We start from the raw sequence: 18391 nt of genomic DNA on the forward strand, positions 1-18391 counted from the left end.
TTCTGCGTCAAAGGAGATTTTTGTAGAAAAAAATCGGAAATGTATAAGCGGTCATCTTGTAAAAAGACCAATAAATTATTATGATATAGAGTGGAACTTATATTTTAAAGAGTTCCGTGATTTTTTTGTTGGGCGGACGTGTATTGTATTAGAGTAAGTTTGCTATCATTCGTTATGTTAAAAGCAGCACTTTTAAATAGAGATACGGTTCGTAATAGAAGGGAAGAGGATGATGACAAGTCATAACAAAGAAAACAAAGCTGCAGTCGAGCAGTACAGTAAAGGGAAGGTTTTGTGGCAATTAACCCGTCCTCATACGCTAACAGCATCGTTTGTACCGGTTTTAATTGGAACAGTTCTAGCCATGTTTTATGGCCATGTGAACGTTTGGATGTTTCTTGCGATGCTTTTTTCATGTTTGTGGATTCAAATTGCGACGAACTTATTTAACGAGTACTATGATTTTAAACGCGGGTTAGACACAGAAGACTCCGTAGGTATCGGAGGAGCCATCGTTAGACACGGCATGAAACCGAAAACGGTATTAAATTTAGCACTGATTTCTTATGGAATTGCTCTTATTTTAGGTGTATATATATGTGCAAACAGCAGCTGGTGGCTTGCTTTAGTTGGATTAGTAGGTATGGCGATTGGTTATTTGTATACGGGCGGACCGCTTCCGATTGCGTATACGCCGTTTGGAGAATTATTTTCAGGTCTTTGCATGGGCGCGATGTTCGTGTTGATTTCATTTTTTATTCAAACGAATACCGTAACGTCTGAAAGCATCTTTGTCTCACTTCCGATTGCGATTTTAGTAGGTGCGATTAATTTGTCTAACAACATTCGTGATATAGAAGAAGATACAAAAGGCGGACGTCGTACGCTAGCCATTTTATTAGGTTCTAAAAATGCGATTGGATTTTTAGCTACTTTGTTTGGCATTGCGTATATTTGGACCGTTGCATTAGTGGTATTCTTCGATATTAGCCCTTGGATTTTCTTAGTGTTTCTTAGTGCACCTAAGCCAATTCAAGCCGTACAAGCATTTGTACGCGGAGAGCTTATTGCGATGAAAGCAACTGCGCAAACAAATACGTTTTTTGGATTTACTTTATCAATTGGATTATTAATTGGCTATTTAGTAAGCTGATTGAATGGAAAAAGCCTGTCTTTAAAAAGACAGGCTTTTTGTTATGCTCCAGTTATTTTTTCTTTTACTGCGCTAATAAATGCGTTCATATTTTCAGAAGATGAAAAGCTGGCTTGAGCTTGTTTTGGTCCGCCGCCGCCTTTTCCATCGTAAAGTGGAAGCAGCTCTTTATAAAGCTCTCCGCATTTTACTTCGCTGCCGCTGTGAGTCAGCAAGACTTTTTGATCACTTGAAAAAGCAAAAAGAAGCGTTGTATCAGGTGTTTGAAGAAGCTGCTTCGTCAAAGCTTGCACATCTTTTAGTGTGCGGTTTTCAAAGTGATGGCATAGAAATGAACCTTCTTTTTTTGCTTCTAATTCACTTGCTAAATAAGCTGCATTTTCATTTTTTAATTCTTCTAGTTGTTTTTGCAGCTCTTTTTGTTCAGTCTCCAATTTTTTAATGCATTCTACAACTAATTCACGGCTTGTGCTGAATTTATTGCTAAGTTCTGCTACGATTTCTTGAGACTGCTGATAATCAGCTAATGCACGCATACCGCATTTAAAAAAGAGGCGTGTATTGCCGCGCTGCTTTTCTGTTTTCGTAAGTTTAATAAGGCCAAGCTCTCCAATTTGGTTCACATGAGTACCGCAGCAGGCGGAAACATCAATGCCGTCAATTTCCACAATGCGTACCACTTCGTCTTCTAGGTCGGGTACTTTGCGAAGCGCAAGAGTATGTAGATCTTCTTTTTTCACTTCGTACGTTTTAATGTGACGGTTGCTGTAAATAGCGTCATTTACAACTTTTTCAATGTGTAATAACTGCTCATGAGATAACTGAGGTACATTTAAATCGATAGAGACTGCTTCGCTTCCTAAGTGAAAGCTAACGGTGTAAATATCATATGTATCGATTAATAGAGCCGAAAGCAAGTGCTGTCCGCTATGCTGCTGCATATGATCAAAGCGGCGATGCCAGTCAATTTCACATGTGACGTTCGTTTGTTCAGGGAGTGTATCAACGATATGATATACTTCTCCATTTTCTTCGTACACATCTTTTACGTCGATTCCGGCAATATTACCGTAGTCAGAAGGCTGTCCGCCTCCTTCTGGATAAAAAGCGGTATGTTTTAACGTTAATGCGTAACCATTTGAAAGAGAGCGCGTCTCTATCACTTCAGTTTCCCATGTTTTTATGTAGGGATTGCTATAATAAAGTCTTTCTGTCATATTCATCATCCTTTCTAGTAAAACCATATCTAACTTTTTCTATAGTATCAGAAATATGTTTCTTCGAACATGGATAAGCTAACTTGTAACAATAAAACTGGGTGGGACATATGAAAAATACTGTTTATATTTATACGAGGGATTTAAAAAGAATTTTCACCAATTGGGCGATGATTATCATTGTGCTGACGCTTATGATTCTGCCGTCTTTTTACGCATGGTTTAATATAAAAGCATCTTGGGATCCATACGGGCGGACTGAAGGTATTGCCATTGCAGTAACGAGCGAAGATGAAGGTTCTACGATAAGAGGGCAGCACGTGAACGTGGGAAAAGATATTATTGCAACGTTAAAAAAAATAAAACGCTTGGATGGACGTTTGTTTCCAAAGAAAAAGCTGATCACGGAGTAAAGCACGGTGACTATTATGCAAGTATTGTTATTCCAAAAGATTTTTCACAAAAGCTTGGTACCGTTCTTCAAGATCGTTTGGAAAAACCGGTCATTATTTATAAAGTGAACGAAAAAATAAACGCAGTGGCGCCTAAAATTACAAGCAAAGGAGCCAGCAGCTTAACACAACAAATCAGTGAAAAATTCGTCAAAACAGCGAATGGAGCTATTTTTTCAGTGTTTAACGAACTAGGTATTACACTGCAGCGGGATTTGCCGACCATTCAACAAGTTGAACAACGGATTTTTGAGCTCGAAAATCGTCTTCCTGAAATCGAAAAAGTCATTAATGAAGCGAATGACACCACTCAAAAAGCTGGAGCTATTGTATCAAAAGCTCAGGCCGCTCTTCCTGAAGTAGAGAGACTAACAGCTGACGGCGCACAGATGACTCAGCAGCTAAACACTTTTTTAACTAAAAGCGATGAAGTTTTAAAAAACGCTGAGCCAACGATTAACGAAACACTGCATCGGGTTCAGCAACGAGCTCTCCGAGTTCAAGAATTGAAGAATCAGCTGATGGAAAAAGATATAGCACCGGCTGAAGTCAGCGCAGCAGCGGAACAGCTAAAAGGGCAGTTAACAAAACAAATTGCTGACACAGGAGAGACTCTTACGCTTCTTACAGATTTAAATGCGTTATCTCAACAAAAAGTTCTTTCACCTGTTATTAATGACGTAAAAGATGTAAACACGCTTTTACAGCAGCAGCTTTCCGATGTAAACAGTATGCAGCAACAAACAAAGAATGGGAATGCTCCAAATCAAAGCGTACTTAATGGATTCAGCTCTCGTACGGACCAAGCTGTTTCTAGATTAAATGCGTTAACGAATTCGTATTCTTCTACGATTGTGCCTGCTGTTGAACAAGCAATCAAAGAAGCGAAAGATAAAACGGCAAGAGCAAACTCACTGCTTGATGAAGCCAATAAAAGCATGCCGGATGTTTCTAACGTCCTGTCTAAAACAGCCAGTGGCATCTTGCTTGGGCAGCAGGAGCTTGGGAAAATAGCAAAAGACTTTCCGCGAATTGAACAAAACGTACACAATATAGCGGATAAAATACGAGAATTTCAGCAAAAAGAAAATATTGAAGATATTATTAATTTGCTAAAAAACGACGTGCAAAAAGAAAGTGATTTTTTTGCTAAGCCGGTTCTTTTGAAAGAAGAAAGACTTTACCCGATTCCGAACTATGGCTCGGCTATGTCGCCGTTTTATACAACGCTTTGCTTGTGGGTCGGAGCTTTGCTGTTAGTTTCGATTTTAAGCGTAGAAGTAGCGGATGAAGAGCGATTCAAAAGCTATGAAGTCTATCTTGGAAGACTCTTAACGTTTTTGTCTATTGCTCTCGTGCAAGCTTTTATTGTGACGCTAGGAGATTTATTTATAATCAAAACGTATGTCGTAGATAAAGTGCCTTTTATCTTTTTGGGCTTGCTGTGCAGCTTCGTATTTATGACAATTGTCTATACGCTTGTTGCGATATTTGGCAATGCAGGAAAAGCGATGGCGATTGTTTTACTTGTGCTTCAGCTTTCCGCTGCGGGCGGTACATTTCCGATTCAAGTCGTGCCTGCTTTTTTCCAAGCAATCAATCCATTTTTACCATTTACCTATGCAATAAGCATGATGAGAGAAGTGGTAGGAGGCATGTTAGCGGATATTGTCAGAAAAGACGTTACGGTGCTTCTTTGCATTTGGCTTGGCGTGCTGCTCGTTGGCATTTTTCTTCATAAGCCTCTTAGTAAAACGAGTGCAAAATTAACAAAAAAAGCGCGTGAAAGTAAATTAATTCATTAAAAACACGTTTTGGGTTTCCAGACAGAACAAAATGCGGTAGTGTAGATATAAAGGAGTGATCAGCATGGGTATATTAGATGGACTATTAGGAAATGCATCAGAAGCAGATATAAGAGGAACTGAAAAAGACTTACAAAATATCTTAATTGCCAACGAGCGAGTGGAACAAGCGTATAAAGTCATTCGCGATTTAATGGTGTTTACGACGAAACGCTTAATTATCGTTGATAAGCAAGGAGTGACGGGAAAGAAAACAGATTATCATTCCATTCCTTATAAGACGATTACCCATTTTAGCGTAGAAACGGCTGGAACGTTCGATTTAGATGCCGAATTAAATATTTGGGTATCGGGTTCTAGTGCACCGATTTCAAAAGAATTTCGTAAAGATAAAAGCATTTACGACGTGCAAAAAGTATTAGCATCTTATGTGTTAGATTAAAAAAGTTGAGCCATGAAAAACTGGCTCAACTTTTTTAATGTTTGTGTAAAACAGGAAAGCATAACAGTCTTGCATACAGTCGTTTGAAAATACTCAGGCTGTTGTCCATTCCTATTTTCACTTTACTCATTACCGAAATGCATGAAAACGATTTACATAATGAATTATACAGAATAAAAAAACCGTGATATGCTTTTTTTAGAGAAAAAAGGAAGTGACCAACTGTGAGTTATACCGTAATTGGAACATCAGCTTTTCGCAAAACAAATGTTGCGCTTTTTGCAGCAGGCTTCAACACATTTTCGATTTTATATTGTACACAGGCCATTTTACCCGAATTTTCTAGAGAATTTGAGATATCTCCGGCGTTTGCCAGCTTGTCTCTTTCGTTAACAACCATCACGCTTGCGGTTAGTATGCTTTTTTTAGGTTCTTTATCAGAAGTGTGGGGACGAAAGAAACTGATGGGTCTATCGTTAATTTTTGCGTCATTGTTATGCATCATGACAGCATTTAGCTCTACCTTTGAAACGCTGTTAGTCTTTCGCGTCATTCAAGGAATCGTTTTAGCAGGGCTGCCTTCTGTGGCCATGGCTTACTTAGGAGAAGAAATTGAACCAGGGAGTTTAGGAAAAGCGATGGGGATTTATATAAGCGGCAACGCCTTTGGAGGCGTAGCGGGAAGGCTTATGACAGGGGTGCTCACGGAATATTTCAACTGGTCCGTAGCTCTTGATGTTGTAAGCGCAATCAGTTTACTGGCCACCTTTGTTTTTTTTATGAACTTGCCAGATTCACAAAACTTTACTTCCCGGTCCTTTGAACTTCGTCAGCTTACCGGCTCTCTTCGCAGTCATCTTCAAGATAAAGGGATGCTTTGCCTTTTTGCTATTGGTTTTGCACTGCTTGGAAGTAACGTAGCTTTATACAATTATATTGGATACGCTTTATCCGCTCCTCCGTATTCTTGGAATCATACGCTTGTAAGTTTTATTTTTGTTATTTTTTTTGTGGGAGTATTCAGCTCGGTCTGGATGGGGACGCTGGCGGATCGATACGGCCGGAAAAAAGTGCTGTTATGTACGATTGCTGTTACGCTTATAGGTTCAATTGTTACGCTGCATCCGGTTTTATGGATAAAAATTACCGGGCTTTTGCTGCTGACTTTTGGCTTTTTCGGAAGTCATTCTATCGCAAGCAGCTGGGTGGGAAGAAGAGCCACTCATGACAAGGCTCAGGCTTCGTCTTTGTATTTGTTTTTTTACTATGCAGGATCAAGCGTTGGAGGGACGGTGGCTGGCTTATGCTGGAGTGCGTACGGCTGGAAAGGTGTTATTGCTTTAATTGGTGTGTTTCTGACAACAGCCTTTCTCCTAGCTGTTCGTTTGTCAAAAATGCCGGCTCAGCAGACGCATGTTCACTAAAAAAGAATGTAAAGACATGTATGGCTATTGACTTAAAAAAGACTTTCCACTCAGTGTGGAAAGTCTTTTTTTAGTTTAAAAGCTGAATAAAAAGCTCGGCTACTTTTTTATGAGCGCTGTTAGCAGGATAGATATAAGAAAAACGGCGCTTAAAAGGAGCGGTGTTAACGTTGAGAATCGATAGGTGCTTTTGTTCTACATCTTCTTTAATAGCACAAAGCGACAGCACAGACATCCCTAAATCGTGAACGATGGCTTCTTTAATTCCTTGATTGCTGCTGATCGTTAGCATGCTTTTCATTTTTAAACCGTTGGACATTAAAACGTGATCTAAATATTCTCTTGTTCCAGAGCCTTTTTCACGCGCTACCCACCGCTGATTTTGTAAATCATCAATTTCTACTTTTTTAAGCTGAGCTAAAGGGTGATCCACTGACGCAACGATGGCAAGCTCATCGTCCATAAAGGACTGAATATGTAAGTCGGATTCTTCTGTGTGACCTTCAATAAGCCCTACGTCGACTTTGAAATGACGAACAAGCTGAGCGATTTCTTTTGTATTACCGATAGTCACTTCTACATCAATATCAGGATATTGTTCACGAAGCTTTGCTAAAAATGAAGGGAGAATATATTCGCCAATCGTGAAACTGGCGCCAATCGTTAGCATTCCTTTGACACGGTGATGATGTTCATAAATATCTCGTTTCGTATGCTCATATATCTGAATCATTTGTTTAGCACGATCGTATAAAATTTCGCCGCTGGGTGTGATTTTTAACATTTTAGGTGAACGCAGGAACAGGGAAGTTTGAAATTCTTTTTCAAGATTTTTGATGTGTACGCTTACGCTTGGCTGTGAAATCATTAACTTTTCCGCAGCTTTTGTAAAGCTTTGCTCTTCTACAACAGAAACAAACGTCTTTAACGCATCATAGTACATAGAGTATGGCTCCTTTTATATTAAAAAAATTAATTATAAACATTATAAAACATTACTATTGTAATAACTAGAGGCACTTGGGTAAGAAAAATAAAACGAGGTGCTGATTTAAAGGAGTACTTTGACTTATAACGAAGGTAGCACACGTATTTAGTTACAGTTATTTGCATTTTATCTATAAAGCTATTAAACACTTTTTTGTCATCTGTTTGTAACAAAAGTAAAAAAAGTACTTGTTTTTTCCAAAAAATATACTATAATATTAACTGTAATGCGATGAGTAATACAGTTAATACACCTAGTACACACATCATGATTTTGGGTAGATGAAGGGAGGCAGACTATGTTCGATTTAGATATTCGTAGTCGCAAGCCGATATACGAGCAATTAGTAGATAAATTGAAAGAGCTTATTATTCATGAAGTCTTTAAGGCCGATCAAAAGCTTCCATCTGTTCGGCTGTTAGCAAAAGAATTAACGATTAATCCAAATACAATTCAAAAAGCGTATCGTGAACTAGAACATCAGAATTATATTTATTCAGTTCCAGGCAAAGGAAGTTTTGTAACGCCTCAAGTTGATACACTAAATAACGAGAAGGTGAAAAAGATGAAAGAAGAATTAGTAAAACTGTTGGCAGAAGCTATGTATTTAGGGATGGATAAAGATGAAATTCTATCACTTATTTCACAGGCTGAAAAAGCAGTAAAAGGAGGAAGCGATAGTGATTGAACTGAAGGCGATAAAAAAAGAGTTTGAAGAAATGGAAGCTCTAAGAGACGTCACACTTTCTATAAAAAAAGGATCTATTTACGGACTGCTTGGCTCCAACGGGGCAGGGAAAACAACGCTATTAAAAATCATTGCAGGTATTTACAAGCAAGATCACGGAAAAATCGCCATAGACGGCGAGGGAGTATTTGAAAACGTTGGCTTAAAAGAACGTCTTATTTTTATGCCAGATTCTCTTTATTTTTTCCCTCAAACAACGATTAAGCAATTAGCGTCTTTTTATAGAAGTGTCTATCCGACTTGGAACGAAGAGCGGTTTCAAAAATTAAAAGAAGCTTTCCCAATTCAATTACATAAAAAAGTACATAGAATGTCCAAGGGAATGCAGCGTCAAGTAGGTTTTTGGTTAGCGCTGTCTGCTATGCCTGATGTACTTATCTTAGATGAGCCGCTCGATGGGTTAGATGCGGTAATGCGTCAAAAAATTAAAAACCTTCTTGTTCAAGACGTGGCAGAACGGGAAATGACGATCTTAATTTCATCACATAACTTGCGAGAAGTGGAAGATCTTTGTGATCATGTAGGCATTTTGCATCACGGTCAATTATTAATTGAAAAAGAGCTGGATGATTTAAAATCAGACGTGCACAAAATTCAAGTTGCATTTGAAGGAGATGTGCCGCTAGCGCTTTATGACACGCTAGACATTTTATATCAAGAAAAACGAGGAAGCGTCTTGCTTTGTATTGTTCGAGGAAAAGAAAATCACTTAGTCAACAAAGTTCGATCGTATAAGCCTTTAATTTTTGACATCTTGCCACTTACGCTAGAAGAAATCTTTATTTATGAAATGGGGGATGTGGGTTATGCAATCGAAAACATCATCGTTTAACCGAGGCATGTGGATTCAATCTATGAGAAACGTGGGATGGATTGGTGCTTTATATACACTTGTTCTTTTATTTATTTTGCCACTTCAAATTATTCTGAGGTATACAGGTGAAGTTAACGAAAATGGAATGTATACAGAAAAGTTAAAGACTCTGTTTGAAGTTGTTGGAAGCCTTCAATTCTTGTTTATGTTTACTGTTCCTGTAGTGCTAGCTATATTTTTATTTCGATATATCCAAACAAAATCAGCCGCTGATTATATTCATAGCTTACCAATAAGCAGAGGTGTGCTATTTTGGCAAAACGTATTATTAGGAATTGTATCATTAGTTTTACCTGTTATTATTTCAGCCATCGTCCTTTTTCTTATTAAAGATTCAGTAAATGTTGACGATTTATATACGATAAAATTAATTTTACGATGGGCTATTGATACTATTATTTTTAATATCTTTGTTTTTTCTGGGACGGTATTTGCAGGTATGTTCACAGGTATGTCAATACTGCAAGGTGCGTTTATATATATATTATTCATTCTTCCGGCTGCGCTCATTCAGTTTTTTATTATGAATGTTAAGTTTTATTGGTATGGGTTTGCTACAACATATTATTCAGGGAAAAACTTACAAGATTTGGTTCCTTTTATCCACATTATAGATCTATTAGATAGTGGAAAAGAAAGTTATATAAGTCTAGTAATATATGCAATTGTAGCTTGTGTACTTTGTTTCATTGCATTTATTGCATATCGAAAGAGAAGTTTAGAAATCGCTACGCATGCAATCGCTTTTAATTGGTTAAAACCTATTTTTATCTATGGGCTGACCACATGCTCATTATTGTTATGGGGGATGTACTTCGGAGAGATAAAGGATTCTTTTAAATGGCTTATTTTTGGTTATGTTTTTGGATCTTTATTAGGGTATATCCTTGGACATATGATTTTAGCTAAAACATGGCGTGTGTTTAATAAATGGAAGGGCTACTTATTGTTTGTGGCAGCAGTCATCATTATAGGTATAGGCTTGAAAGTGGATGTTTTTGGTCACTCTAGTTACTTACCAAATCAAGAAAATATTCAGTCTGTATATTTTGATGAAGATGATTACTCCTTAACAGATAAACCTAAAAGTCATGATCCAGAGAATGGTGACTATTATAGACCACCTTACTATTATTCTGATAAAAATACCGTTAATTTTATACGAGCATTGCACAAACAAATTATAAAAGATCAGCCTAATATTTCTAAAAGAGAAATACAGTCTGGAGATGCTCGTGAAATAACATTTGCTTACAATTTAAAAAATGATAAAAAAGTTGTTCGACAATATGCGATAAGGGAAGCTGATTATAAAGCTTTTTATAAACGAATTATAGAAACACCTGAGTACAAAAAACATTCTTTTTATATTTTAGAACCTGATAATGAAAATATGAGGTATGTAAAAGAAGTTCAAATTAATGCAATGTATAAAAGTGGCGAACCTATTGTAATTAAAGATCCAAACAAAATTGAAGATTTAAAACAGGCAATAAGAAAATCCATACAAAATCAAACGTATGAAGATACTCAGAGTAACCAACAAAGCTGGTCTAGCATTGACTTTATGGACGGAAATGGACGAAGTGTAGACTCCATACCTTTTGAGAAATCATATAAAGAAGTTGAAAAGTGGCTCAAGCAAGAAAAAATGTTCGAAGATGCTCGAGTAATGCCAGAAGACGTTTCAAATATTGTAGTTTTAAAGAATAAAGATCACGAAATTCTTCATAATGCATGGGTAGACACGCCCTCTATTCTAACTAAAAGAAAAGGTGCGTTAACTATTAAAGATTCCAAACAAATCAATTATTTTCTTTCGCATACAACCATTCAAGAACAAGGGGGTTATATAGTTGTTTTCCGTTATAAAAATTCAAGTCCTGAAGTTCAAATGTTTGATGCTAACATGATTCCAACAGAACTAAAAGAAAAACTAAAATAACAAGGGAGAACTTATTATGTGCGGCGAGGAATTGCAAGATTATTTAAATCAGGTGCTGGCTTATTTATTGAAAAATGGCGTGAATAGACAAGACGCCGAAGATATTACGCAGGAAGTAGCATTAAAATATTTAGAAAAACAAGAAATGGTCGATCCTGAAAAAGTAAAAGCTTGGATGTTTCGCGTCGCATTAAATAAACGGTGTGATTTAGGAAGGCGTAAAATAGTGAAAGACCGCTATACGTCTTCTTACAAAGAAGAGCCCGTTATGTATACGCCTATTCAGCAGGTGCTTAGAAAGGAAGAAGCGGCTGAATGTCAGGCGATTTTAAATAAATTGAATCCTAAGTATCGCAATTTGCTTCTATTAAAATATGGATTTGGATTTAAATATGAAGAAATTGCGGAGTTATTAAATATGCAGATGACTACGTTAAAATCAGCTCTTTACCGCGCGCGCAAATACTTTGTAAAGGGATATAATGAAGTCATTTAATATAAATGAAACAGCAGCAGTTTGTGAAAAAGAACTTTTTACACAAACTACTGCTGTTTTTTTCGTATTTTTCTTCTTTGGACGGCATAGATAATCAAACTGATCGCACAAAAAGCTAAAGTGATCTCAATCACGTCAGTATAAGAAGATGTCGTATTAAAAAAGGAACCGAAAATAAATAAAGCGAGCGTCCAAATAAAACCGAAAGAAAATGAGACTTTAATATAATGCCCATGCTTCATTCCGCTTGCTCCGAGAAAAAAAGGCATCACATGTCGCATTCCTGGTAAAAAGTAGCTTGCGATGATGGCGTGAGATCCATATTCTTGAATCGTTCGCTCGACTTTCATCACATTTTTTTCCCATCGCGGGCGTTTTAATAGCGCAAGCGACTGAGCTGAAAAAAGACTGGCTATCAAAAACTTAAGATATAGGCTAATCATCATGCCGCTGTAGGTAAGTATAAAAGCTGGAATATACTGAACGGATGGAGAAGTAGCCTGACTGCCCGCAAGCATAATATATACTGGGTCAGGAATAGGAGTAAGGTTGGCTCCAACTAAAATGATAAAAAAGAAATATCCGTAGCCTAATTGGTTAATGGCTCCGATAAGCTGATCAATCACGTTTTCTTCCTCCTTTCTTCATTAGAATACGAGAGAGTGACACACAGTGTTCGCTTAAAATAAAAATAAAGTATAGGTACGCACAACTTAGAAAAAAAGAGTTATAATAAATAAGAATGTACGTTCTTCTTTCGGGGATTAATTATACAGAAAGAGGTGATAGTATGAAAATGATGTACCCTAAAAACGGCAAAGTTATTCTTCATATTGATGCCAATGCTTTTTATGCATCTGTTGAAACCGCACATGATCATACGCTCAAAGATAAGCCTCTTGCTATTGCTGGCAATCCAAAGGAACGAAGAGGAATTGTTGTAACCTGTAACTATATTGCTCGTAAACGCGGAGTATATGCGCCAATGCCTCTTTGGGAAGCGAAAAGAAAATGCCCTGAGCTGGTTGTTATAAAACCTAATTTTCCATTATATCGCCAAGTGTCCAAAAACATGTTTGATTATTTAGTAACCATTTCACCTCTTTTAGAGCCTGCTTCAATTGATGAAGGCTATTTGGATATTACAAACTGTGCTGAATTAGGCTCTCCTCTTGACATAGCAAAGTCAATTCAGCAGCATTTAATACAGACGCTGCAAATTCCTGTGTCAATTGGAATCGCGCCGAATAAATTTTTAGCCAAAACGGCAAGTGATATGCAAAAACCTTTAGGGATTACCGTCCTTCGAAAAAGAGATGTCCAAACAGTTCTTTGGCCAAAAGCCGTAGAGGAAATGCACGGAATCGGTAAAAAAACAGCTGAGAAGCTAAATGCGATTAAGATCGTGACCATCGGTGATCTAGCAAAAGCCGCTCCCGGTCTTCTTAAACAAACTCTCGGAGTAAAAGGAGAAGTTATGAAAGAACGAGCATGGGGCCAAGATGATCGACAGGTGAACCCTGATCGCCAATCACAGTTTAAATCTATTGGAAACTCTACGACCCTATCTCAAAATGCAGTAGATGAACATGAAGTTCTCCCTATTTTAAATAAACTATCGCATTCTGTAAGCTCTCGTATGAAAGCGAAAAAAGTTGTAAGCAAAACGATTCAATTAACGATACGATACAGTGATTTTAAAACCATTACTCGAAGCCAAACTATTTCAAAAGCAATTAGCGAGCCAAACGATCTTTTTCATTACAGTGCGGTATTATTTCAAAAGCATTGGAACGGAGAACCGATTCGTTTATTAGGCGTAGCTGCTCTTCAAGTGAGCCACCATCTTCAGGAAGAAGAACAGTTAGATTTGTTTACATATGGAGAGCAAGCAAAAAAAGAGCCTTTATACAAAGCGGTCGAAAGTTTGCGTGAAAAATATGGAGATAACATTATTCAAAGCGGTTTAAAAAAACAAAGAGGAAAAAAAGAGAGGTAACTCTCTTTTTTTGTATAAAATAATAGGTTTACACTCATTATAGAAGGGGAAGTACATTACTATCACGGTAATCAAAGTGATTACAAAATGAATTTGATTGCGACTTTTTGATTGTCTGCAATGAAATTACATAAAATAATCTATGAGGTGATCTTATGTCAGACGTACTATTTACATCTAAAGCAACAGCGGTAGGAGGCCGAGATGGTCGAGTTAAATCAGATGATGGTATTATTGATTTAACCCTTGTAAATCCTTCTCCAAATAACAAAGAAGAAGGAACAAATCCCGAGCAGCTGTTTGCAGCAGGATATTCTGCTTGTTTTGACGGTGCTTTAAATTTAATTGCTAAGAAACAAAAAAAGACATTGATTCGTCTATTACTGCAGAGGTAAGTCTACTAAAAGACCACACTGATGATGGCTTTAAAATTGGAGTGGTGTTAAACGCTCATATTAAAGGCGTTTCACAAGAAGTAGCTGAGAAGCTAGTAGAAGATGCACATCAATTCTGCCCGTATTCTAAAGCAACGCGTGGAAATGTTAACGTAACGTTAAATACAACGGCTGAGTAAATAAAAAACGCCTGGATTTTTCTTGAATCCAGGCGTTTTTTTATGTGCAATTTTATATGGTCTATTTTTGATTGTACGTATGCAGTGATTGCAATAATTCCTGCAGAGTTTCTTTCAGCTTCTCTAATTCTCCTTGCGACTTATTCGTCATACTAAAAACTTCTTCTGGAATATGACAAGCTTTATCACGTAATTTTTTTCCTTTTTCGGTTAAACTAATAAAAACGACGCGTTCATCTTCATGAGAACGCTGACGAATCACTAATTCTTGATCCTGCATTCTTTTTAGCATAGGAGTAAGGGTGCCTGAATCCAAATACAGAAGTTCGCCCATTTTTTTTACGCTGAGTGTTTCATGTTCCCATAAAACAAGAAGGGCTAAATACTGCGGATAGGTTACTCCTAATTTATCGAGCAGCGGCTTGTACACCTTTGTAATCTCTCGAGACGTGGCGTAAATTGAGAAACAAAGCTGATTTTCTAGCTGCAGCTGCTTATAAAGTTGTTCCATTCATGTTGCCTCCAGTCTATTGCTTTTTATTTAATTATACACAATTAAATAGTGGTGTCCAATAACGCCGGATGAAAAAGTAATCAAGCTGTAAATAAAAAATGGGAATTTTACATATACTAAGAAAAAAGGGAGCTGTGCACATGTATTTTGCAAAAAAAGCCGTAGAAGAAGAAGTAGATCAAATGATGGATACGACTGTATATGCGTGTCAATCTGAATCATGTAATGGGTGGATGAGAGAAGATTTTGTTACGGTTGATTATAACTGTCCGATGTGCGGAACGGAAATGTCGCAGGAAGTACGCGAGCTGCCGAAAATTAAGTATGATCACCAATTTTATAATAAATAAAAAAAGAAGCAACTGCTTCTTTTTTTATTTTTCACTAAAATTTCATTAAGCTGCGCTAGACTAAGAACCAACATACGATGAAGGTGAGGAATATCAGAATGAATCAAGGGAACTTTTTGAAAGGTTTATTTTGGGGAACCTTATTTAGTATTCCTATTTGGATTTCATTGTTTGGCTGGTTCCGCATTTTATCACATCTTGCATAGTTTCGTTTTATAAACCGTCATACGCGCCCTTATCTCTCTATTTCCGCTATAATAAAGGTGATAGAAAAAATAAGGAGCTGTTCTCATGATTCAATATAAAACGGAGCAAATGACGGTTTTTGAAAGCGCGCTATTTCAAACAACATCTGCAGTGATTGAAACAAAAGACTGTGTCATTGTTGTCGATCCAACGTGGCTTCCTCACGAAATTAATGAAATTAAACAGCATGTTCAAGAGATCTTAAACCACCGCAAACTGTATGTGTTTTTTACTCACGGAGATTTTGATCACGTCATTGGGTATGGGGCTTTCTTAGAATTAAATGCCACCTTTATCGGCAGCAAATTTTTAGAACATCATCCGGACAAAGAAGAAAAAGTTCAAATGATTAAGCAGTTTGATCATGACTATTATATAAAAAGATCTCATGATATTATATTCCCAGAGTTGGATATTGTTGTAACCGAAAATGAACAGCATATTACTTTAGGTGAAACATCCATTACCTGTTATTTTGCAAAAGGTCATACAAACGATGGCCTATTTATGATTGTCGATGATTCAATATGGATTGCAGGGGATTATTTATCGGATTTTGAATATCCGTACATATATGAAAGTGTAAACGATTACCGCGACACACTTGCCACTGCGCGACACATTTTAGCTAAGCACCAAAATCTAACGCTAGTTCCCGGGCACGGGAAAACGACACATTACCGAGCTGAAATTCAAAGGCGAGTGGAGATGGCCAGCTCTTATTTAGATGAACTGCAAGCGGCAGTGAAAGAAAAAAGTAAAGAAGCGCTCGATAAGCTAAATGATAAACTGGCGTTTCCCTCTGATTTCACCGCACAATGTCATCAAAAAAACGTTGAAATTATGAAAAGAGAAATGCTGTCATAGAAATCGAGTGTACAGTTAGAACGTTGATATTAAAGTAAGAAGAAATTGAGATATAACTAAGTCAATCCCATCTAAAGACGAATAAATTGGATGCATGAGCTAGTACAAATAGCTTGTTACACCGCTGTTGATTTCCGTGCAAGGCTTCGCTTTCCGCGGGCGGTCCCTGGGCCTCCTCGTCCCTTGCGCTCCTGCGGGGTCTCACCTGTTCCGCTTTTCCCGCAGGAGTCTTCGCCTTGTCCTCCAATCAACAGCTAGAAGCAGTTACATAAAACCTAGGTTCACCATGACAACGTAAAAATCCAAATTATCAATCGAGAATTCCGATTAATAATTTGGATTTTTTTCATTTAAACTACTTTTGTCCCAGCCTCTTTCCTTGATTCCTTTATTTATCAATTAAATGAAACTTTTCCCTTTTCTATCCGTTTATATAAATAAGAAATTATTTTATTTATAAAGGAGTATGACAATGGGGAAAAACGGTTGTGTAAAATGCGGACATACAGAAGCACAAACAAAAGAAATTGCTACAACGGGAACGGGACTGTCTAGATACTTAGATGTTCAGCACAATCACTTTACAGTGGTATATTGCACGAACTGCGGATATTCAGAGCTATATAATAAATCATCTTCAAGAGGCAGCAATATTATTGACTTATTTTTTGGAGGATAAAGATGAGTATCGACCTTATTGAAATCCACAAAGATAGGCGCGCTTCCTATTTGAACCTGCTATTAATAGGGGATGAAGACGAAAAAGTGGTAAAGTCGTATATAAATGAAGGTTCCTTATTTACCATTGTGTATGAAAAGAAGGAGATAGGAGTTGTGCAGTGCCTCACCGATGAAAAGGAATCGGCAGTAGAAGTAAAGAATATCGGTTTAAAAGAAGCATACAGAAGAAAAGGAATCGGCAGCAAAGTCATTAAAAAGTTAGAAGCATTGTATGAGTGTAACCATTATTCTAAAATGATTGTAGGAACAGCGGACTCCAGTCTTGAAAACATAGCATTTTATAAAAAGGCAGGCTTTTATCAAAGTGGTGTCAAAAAGAATTTCTTTTTGCAGTACGTTCCACCGATTTACGAGAATGGCTTGCAAGCTATCGATATGATTATGTTTGAAAAAAAATTAAAAAGCAGAAGCGACTAACACGCTTCTGCTTTTAGTGATTAATCTAAAATTTGAAGTTTTACCGTTTTGCGTCCCCAATTTAAAGCTGAGCTTTGAGATGCCATAAATAAATCAACGCGAGTGCCTTTAATGGCACCGCCAGTATCTCCAGCAATTGCTTCTCCGTAACCTTCTACGTATACACGAGAACCTAATGGAATCACGCGAGGATCAACTGCAATTACTTTTCGATTAGGATTGGACCTTAGGTCGATGCCTGTAGCAGTGATTCCGCTGCAGCCCGCACAGTAAGCAGTATAAGCTGTTGCTTCAACCGTAATCTCTTTTGAAACCGACTTGCTTTCTTGCGCTGGAGCAGGTGCCGGTGCTGAAGTCGACGGTGTTGAAGGAGCAGCAGGTGATGGCGTTGATGGTTTCGCCTGAGCTGCAGCTTGTCCGCCTACTTGTAGCACTTGATTAATGTAAATCGTATTAGACGATAAGTTATTCCACTGTTTTAATTGAGAAATTGAAATGCCGTGTCGCTGTGCTACGCTCCACATTGTATCTCCAGGCTGAACTTTGTAACTTTTACTGTTGCTAGGAGCCGGGGATGCTTGCGTTTCGTTTGTTTTTTCTTGTACAGGTGCTGAAGGTGATGATGAAACAGTCCCTGTTCCGCTTATTTTTAGTACTTGATTCACATAAATTAAATGACTAGATAAGTTATTCCACTCTTTTAGCTGCTGTACAGAAGTACCGTTGTTTTTAGCGATACGATAAAGCGTGTCGCCTGATTTTACTGTATATGTATGATTTGAAGATGTCGTAGTTGGAGTTGAACTAGATGAAGAGTCAGTAGATGTAGATCCAATTTGTAATGTTTGGTTTGCATAAATTAATGTGGAAGAAAGACCGTTCCACTTTTTTAAGTCTTCAACTGTTACATTATGCTGCTGTGAGATGCTGAATAACGTTTCTCCAGCTTTTACTTTATGCGTGTCTGTGTCAGCTGATGCTGCGTCTGCAATTCCAATTGATACTAAAGCTGTAGCCCCTAATGTAAAAATGTGTTTTTTCATCTAATATTTCTCCTTTATTTCCAATAGTTGTCTCTTATTCTATCAGCAATATGTAACAAACTCATGACAAAATGGTAGGTTTTATATTACAAGTTT

The 18391-nt window shown here is 37.4% G+C and carries 20 protein-coding genes and 1 pseudogene; 15 read left to right on the forward strand and 6 right to left on the reverse strand.

Annotated elements, in window-relative coordinates; translation table 11 throughout:
• Positions 1–232 precede the first annotated feature (232 nt).
• Complete coding sequence (locus tag Q5794_RS12070) at positions 233–1153, forward strand: 1,4-dihydroxy-2-naphthoate polyprenyltransferase (RefSeq protein WP_374989213.1); 921 nt, start codon at positions 233–235, stop codon at positions 1151–1153.
• A 41-nt stretch (positions 1154–1194) separates the two neighbouring features.
• Here Q5794_RS12070 and Q5794_RS12075 read toward each other — a convergent pair whose 3' ends face one another.
• Positions 1195–2370, reverse strand: coding sequence for a DHHA1 domain-containing protein (locus Q5794_RS12075; RefSeq protein WP_214987022.1), 1176 nt, complete (start codon positions 2368–2370; stop codon positions 1195–1197).
• A gap of 110 nt (positions 2371–2480) precedes the next feature.
• Here Q5794_RS12075 and Q5794_RS12080 point away from each other — a divergent pair, with 110 nt between their 5' ends.
• The 4 genes from Q5794_RS12080 to Q5794_RS12095 all read left to right on the forward strand — a co-directional run bounded on the left by Q5794_RS12080 (position 2481) and on the right by Q5794_RS12095 (position 6493).
• Positions 2481–2783 carry a YhgE/Pip domain-containing protein gene (locus Q5794_RS12080; RefSeq protein WP_374989132.1) on the forward strand — a complete coding sequence of 101 codons (303 nt, stop codon included), beginning with the start codon at positions 2481–2483 and terminating at the stop codon, positions 2781–2783.
• Positions 2784–2887: 104 nt separating this feature from the next.
• Positions 2888–4627 (forward strand): YhgE/Pip family protein, encoded by a 1740-nt coding sequence (locus Q5794_RS12085; RefSeq protein WP_374989133.1) that lies wholly within the window; start codon positions 2888–2890, stop codon positions 4625–4627.
• Between the two features lie 64 nt (positions 4628–4691).
• Positions 4692–5069, forward strand: a complete 378-nt coding sequence (locus Q5794_RS12090) for a PH domain-containing protein (protein ID WP_014460184.1) — start codon at positions 4692–4694, stop codon at positions 5067–5069.
• Positions 5070–5293: 224 nt separating this feature from the next.
• Positions 5294–6493: an MFS transporter gene (locus tag Q5794_RS12095; RefSeq protein WP_214987020.1), complete on the forward strand. Its 1200-nt coding sequence runs from the start codon at positions 5294–5296 to the stop codon at positions 6491–6493.
• 70 nt (positions 6494–6563) lie between these two features.
• On the opposite strand, the gene Q5794_RS12100 is transcribed toward Q5794_RS12095, so the two are convergent.
• Positions 6564–7436, reverse strand: a complete 873-nt coding sequence (locus Q5794_RS12100; RefSeq protein WP_013083080.1) for a selenium metabolism-associated LysR family transcriptional regulator — start codon at positions 7434–7436, stop codon at positions 6564–6566.
• A 343-nt stretch (positions 7437–7779) separates the two neighbouring features.
• On the opposite strand from Q5794_RS12100, the gene Q5794_RS12105 reads away from it, so the two are divergent.
• The 4 genes from Q5794_RS12105 to Q5794_RS12120 are packed head-to-tail and all read left to right on the forward strand — an operon-like array spanning position 7780 to position 11544.
• Entirely contained in the window at positions 7780–8169 is a 390-nt protein-coding gene (locus tag Q5794_RS12105; protein ID WP_013083081.1) for a GntR family transcriptional regulator, read from the forward strand.
• Entirely contained in the window at positions 8162–9061 is a 900-nt protein-coding gene (locus Q5794_RS12110) for an ABC transporter ATP-binding protein (protein ID WP_214987019.1), read from the forward strand. Before Q5794_RS12105 ends, Q5794_RS12110 begins: the two co-directional genes overlap by 8 nt.
• Complete coding sequence (locus Q5794_RS12115; RefSeq protein ID WP_374989134.1) at positions 9036–11048, forward strand: multidrug ABC transporter permease; 2013 nt, start codon at positions 9036–9038, stop codon at positions 11046–11048. Before Q5794_RS12110 ends, Q5794_RS12115 begins: the two co-directional genes overlap by 26 nt.
• A gap of 16 nt (positions 11049–11064) precedes the next feature.
• Complete coding sequence (locus Q5794_RS12120; protein ID WP_214987017.1) at positions 11065–11544, forward strand: RNA polymerase sigma factor; 480 nt, start codon at positions 11065–11067, stop codon at positions 11542–11544.
• A 47-nt stretch (positions 11545–11591) separates the two neighbouring features.
• Here the strand turns inward: Q5794_RS12120 and Q5794_RS12125 are convergent, their stop codons facing one another.
• A complete protein-coding gene (locus Q5794_RS12125) occupies positions 11592–12170 on the reverse strand; it encodes a DedA family protein (protein WP_214987016.1) in 579 nt (192 codons plus the stop codon).
• A gap of 164 nt (positions 12171–12334) precedes the next feature.
• Here Q5794_RS12125 and Q5794_RS12130 point away from each other — a divergent pair, with 164 nt between their 5' ends.
• Together Q5794_RS12130 and Q5794_RS12135 are read left to right on the forward strand one after the other, a co-directional pair.
• Complete coding sequence (locus Q5794_RS12130; protein WP_192997389.1) at positions 12335–13543, forward strand: DNA polymerase IV; 1209 nt, start codon at positions 12335–12337, stop codon at positions 13541–13543.
• Between the two features lie 155 nt (positions 13544–13698).
• Positions 13699–14117 (forward strand): annotated as a pseudogene (locus tag Q5794_RS12135) (organic hydroperoxide resistance protein).
• Between the two features lie 61 nt (positions 14118–14178).
• On the opposite strand, the gene Q5794_RS12140 reads toward Q5794_RS12135, so the two are convergent.
• On the reverse strand, positions 14179–14628 hold the full coding sequence (locus tag Q5794_RS12140; protein WP_013083086.1) for a MarR family winged helix-turn-helix transcriptional regulator: 450 nt from the start codon (positions 14626–14628) through the stop codon (positions 14179–14181).
• Positions 14629–14771: 143 nt separating this feature from the next.
• Here Q5794_RS12140 and Q5794_RS12145 point away from each other — a divergent pair, with 143 nt between their 5' ends.
• Together Q5794_RS12145 and Q5794_RS12150 are read left to right on the forward strand one after the other, a co-directional pair.
• Positions 14772–14981: a cold-shock protein gene (locus tag Q5794_RS12145; protein WP_013056977.1), complete on the forward strand. Its 210-nt coding sequence runs from the start codon at positions 14772–14774 to the stop codon at positions 14979–14981.
• 291 nt (positions 14982–15272) lie between these two features.
• Positions 15273–16094: an MBL fold metallo-hydrolase gene (locus Q5794_RS12150; RefSeq protein ID WP_192997390.1), complete on the forward strand. Its 822-nt coding sequence runs from the start codon at positions 15273–15275 to the stop codon at positions 16092–16094.
• A gap of 116 nt (positions 16095–16210) precedes the next feature.
• Here the strand turns inward: Q5794_RS12150 and Q5794_RS12155 are convergent, their stop codons facing one another.
• Complete coding sequence (locus Q5794_RS12155; RefSeq protein WP_285229690.1) at positions 16211–16345, reverse strand: hypothetical protein; 135 nt, start codon at positions 16343–16345, stop codon at positions 16211–16213.
• Positions 16346–16566: 221 nt separating this feature from the next.
• Between Q5794_RS12155 and Q5794_RS12160 the strand changes: the two genes are divergently transcribed.
• Together Q5794_RS12160 and Q5794_RS12165 are read left to right on the forward strand one after the other, a co-directional pair.
• Entirely contained in the window at positions 16567–16773 is a 207-nt protein-coding gene (locus tag Q5794_RS12160) for a zinc ribbon domain-containing protein (protein WP_013056980.1), read from the forward strand.
• Positions 16774–16775: 2 nt separating this feature from the next.
• Complete coding sequence (locus Q5794_RS12165; protein WP_192997392.1) at positions 16776–17252, forward strand: N-acetyltransferase; 477 nt, start codon at positions 16776–16778, stop codon at positions 17250–17252.
• Between the two features lie 20 nt (positions 17253–17272).
• Here Q5794_RS12165 and Q5794_RS12170 read toward each other — a convergent pair whose 3' ends face one another.
• Positions 17273–18295, reverse strand: a complete 1023-nt coding sequence (locus Q5794_RS12170) for a LysM peptidoglycan-binding and 3D domain-containing protein (protein ID WP_214987014.1) — start codon at positions 18293–18295, stop codon at positions 17273–17275.
• Positions 18296–18391 lie beyond the last annotated feature (96 nt).

The organism is Priestia megaterium, from assembly GCF_041941685.1.
In the GTDB taxonomy this organism is placed as follows: domain Bacteria; phylum Bacillota; class Bacilli; order Bacillales; family Bacillaceae_H; genus Priestia; species Priestia megaterium_C.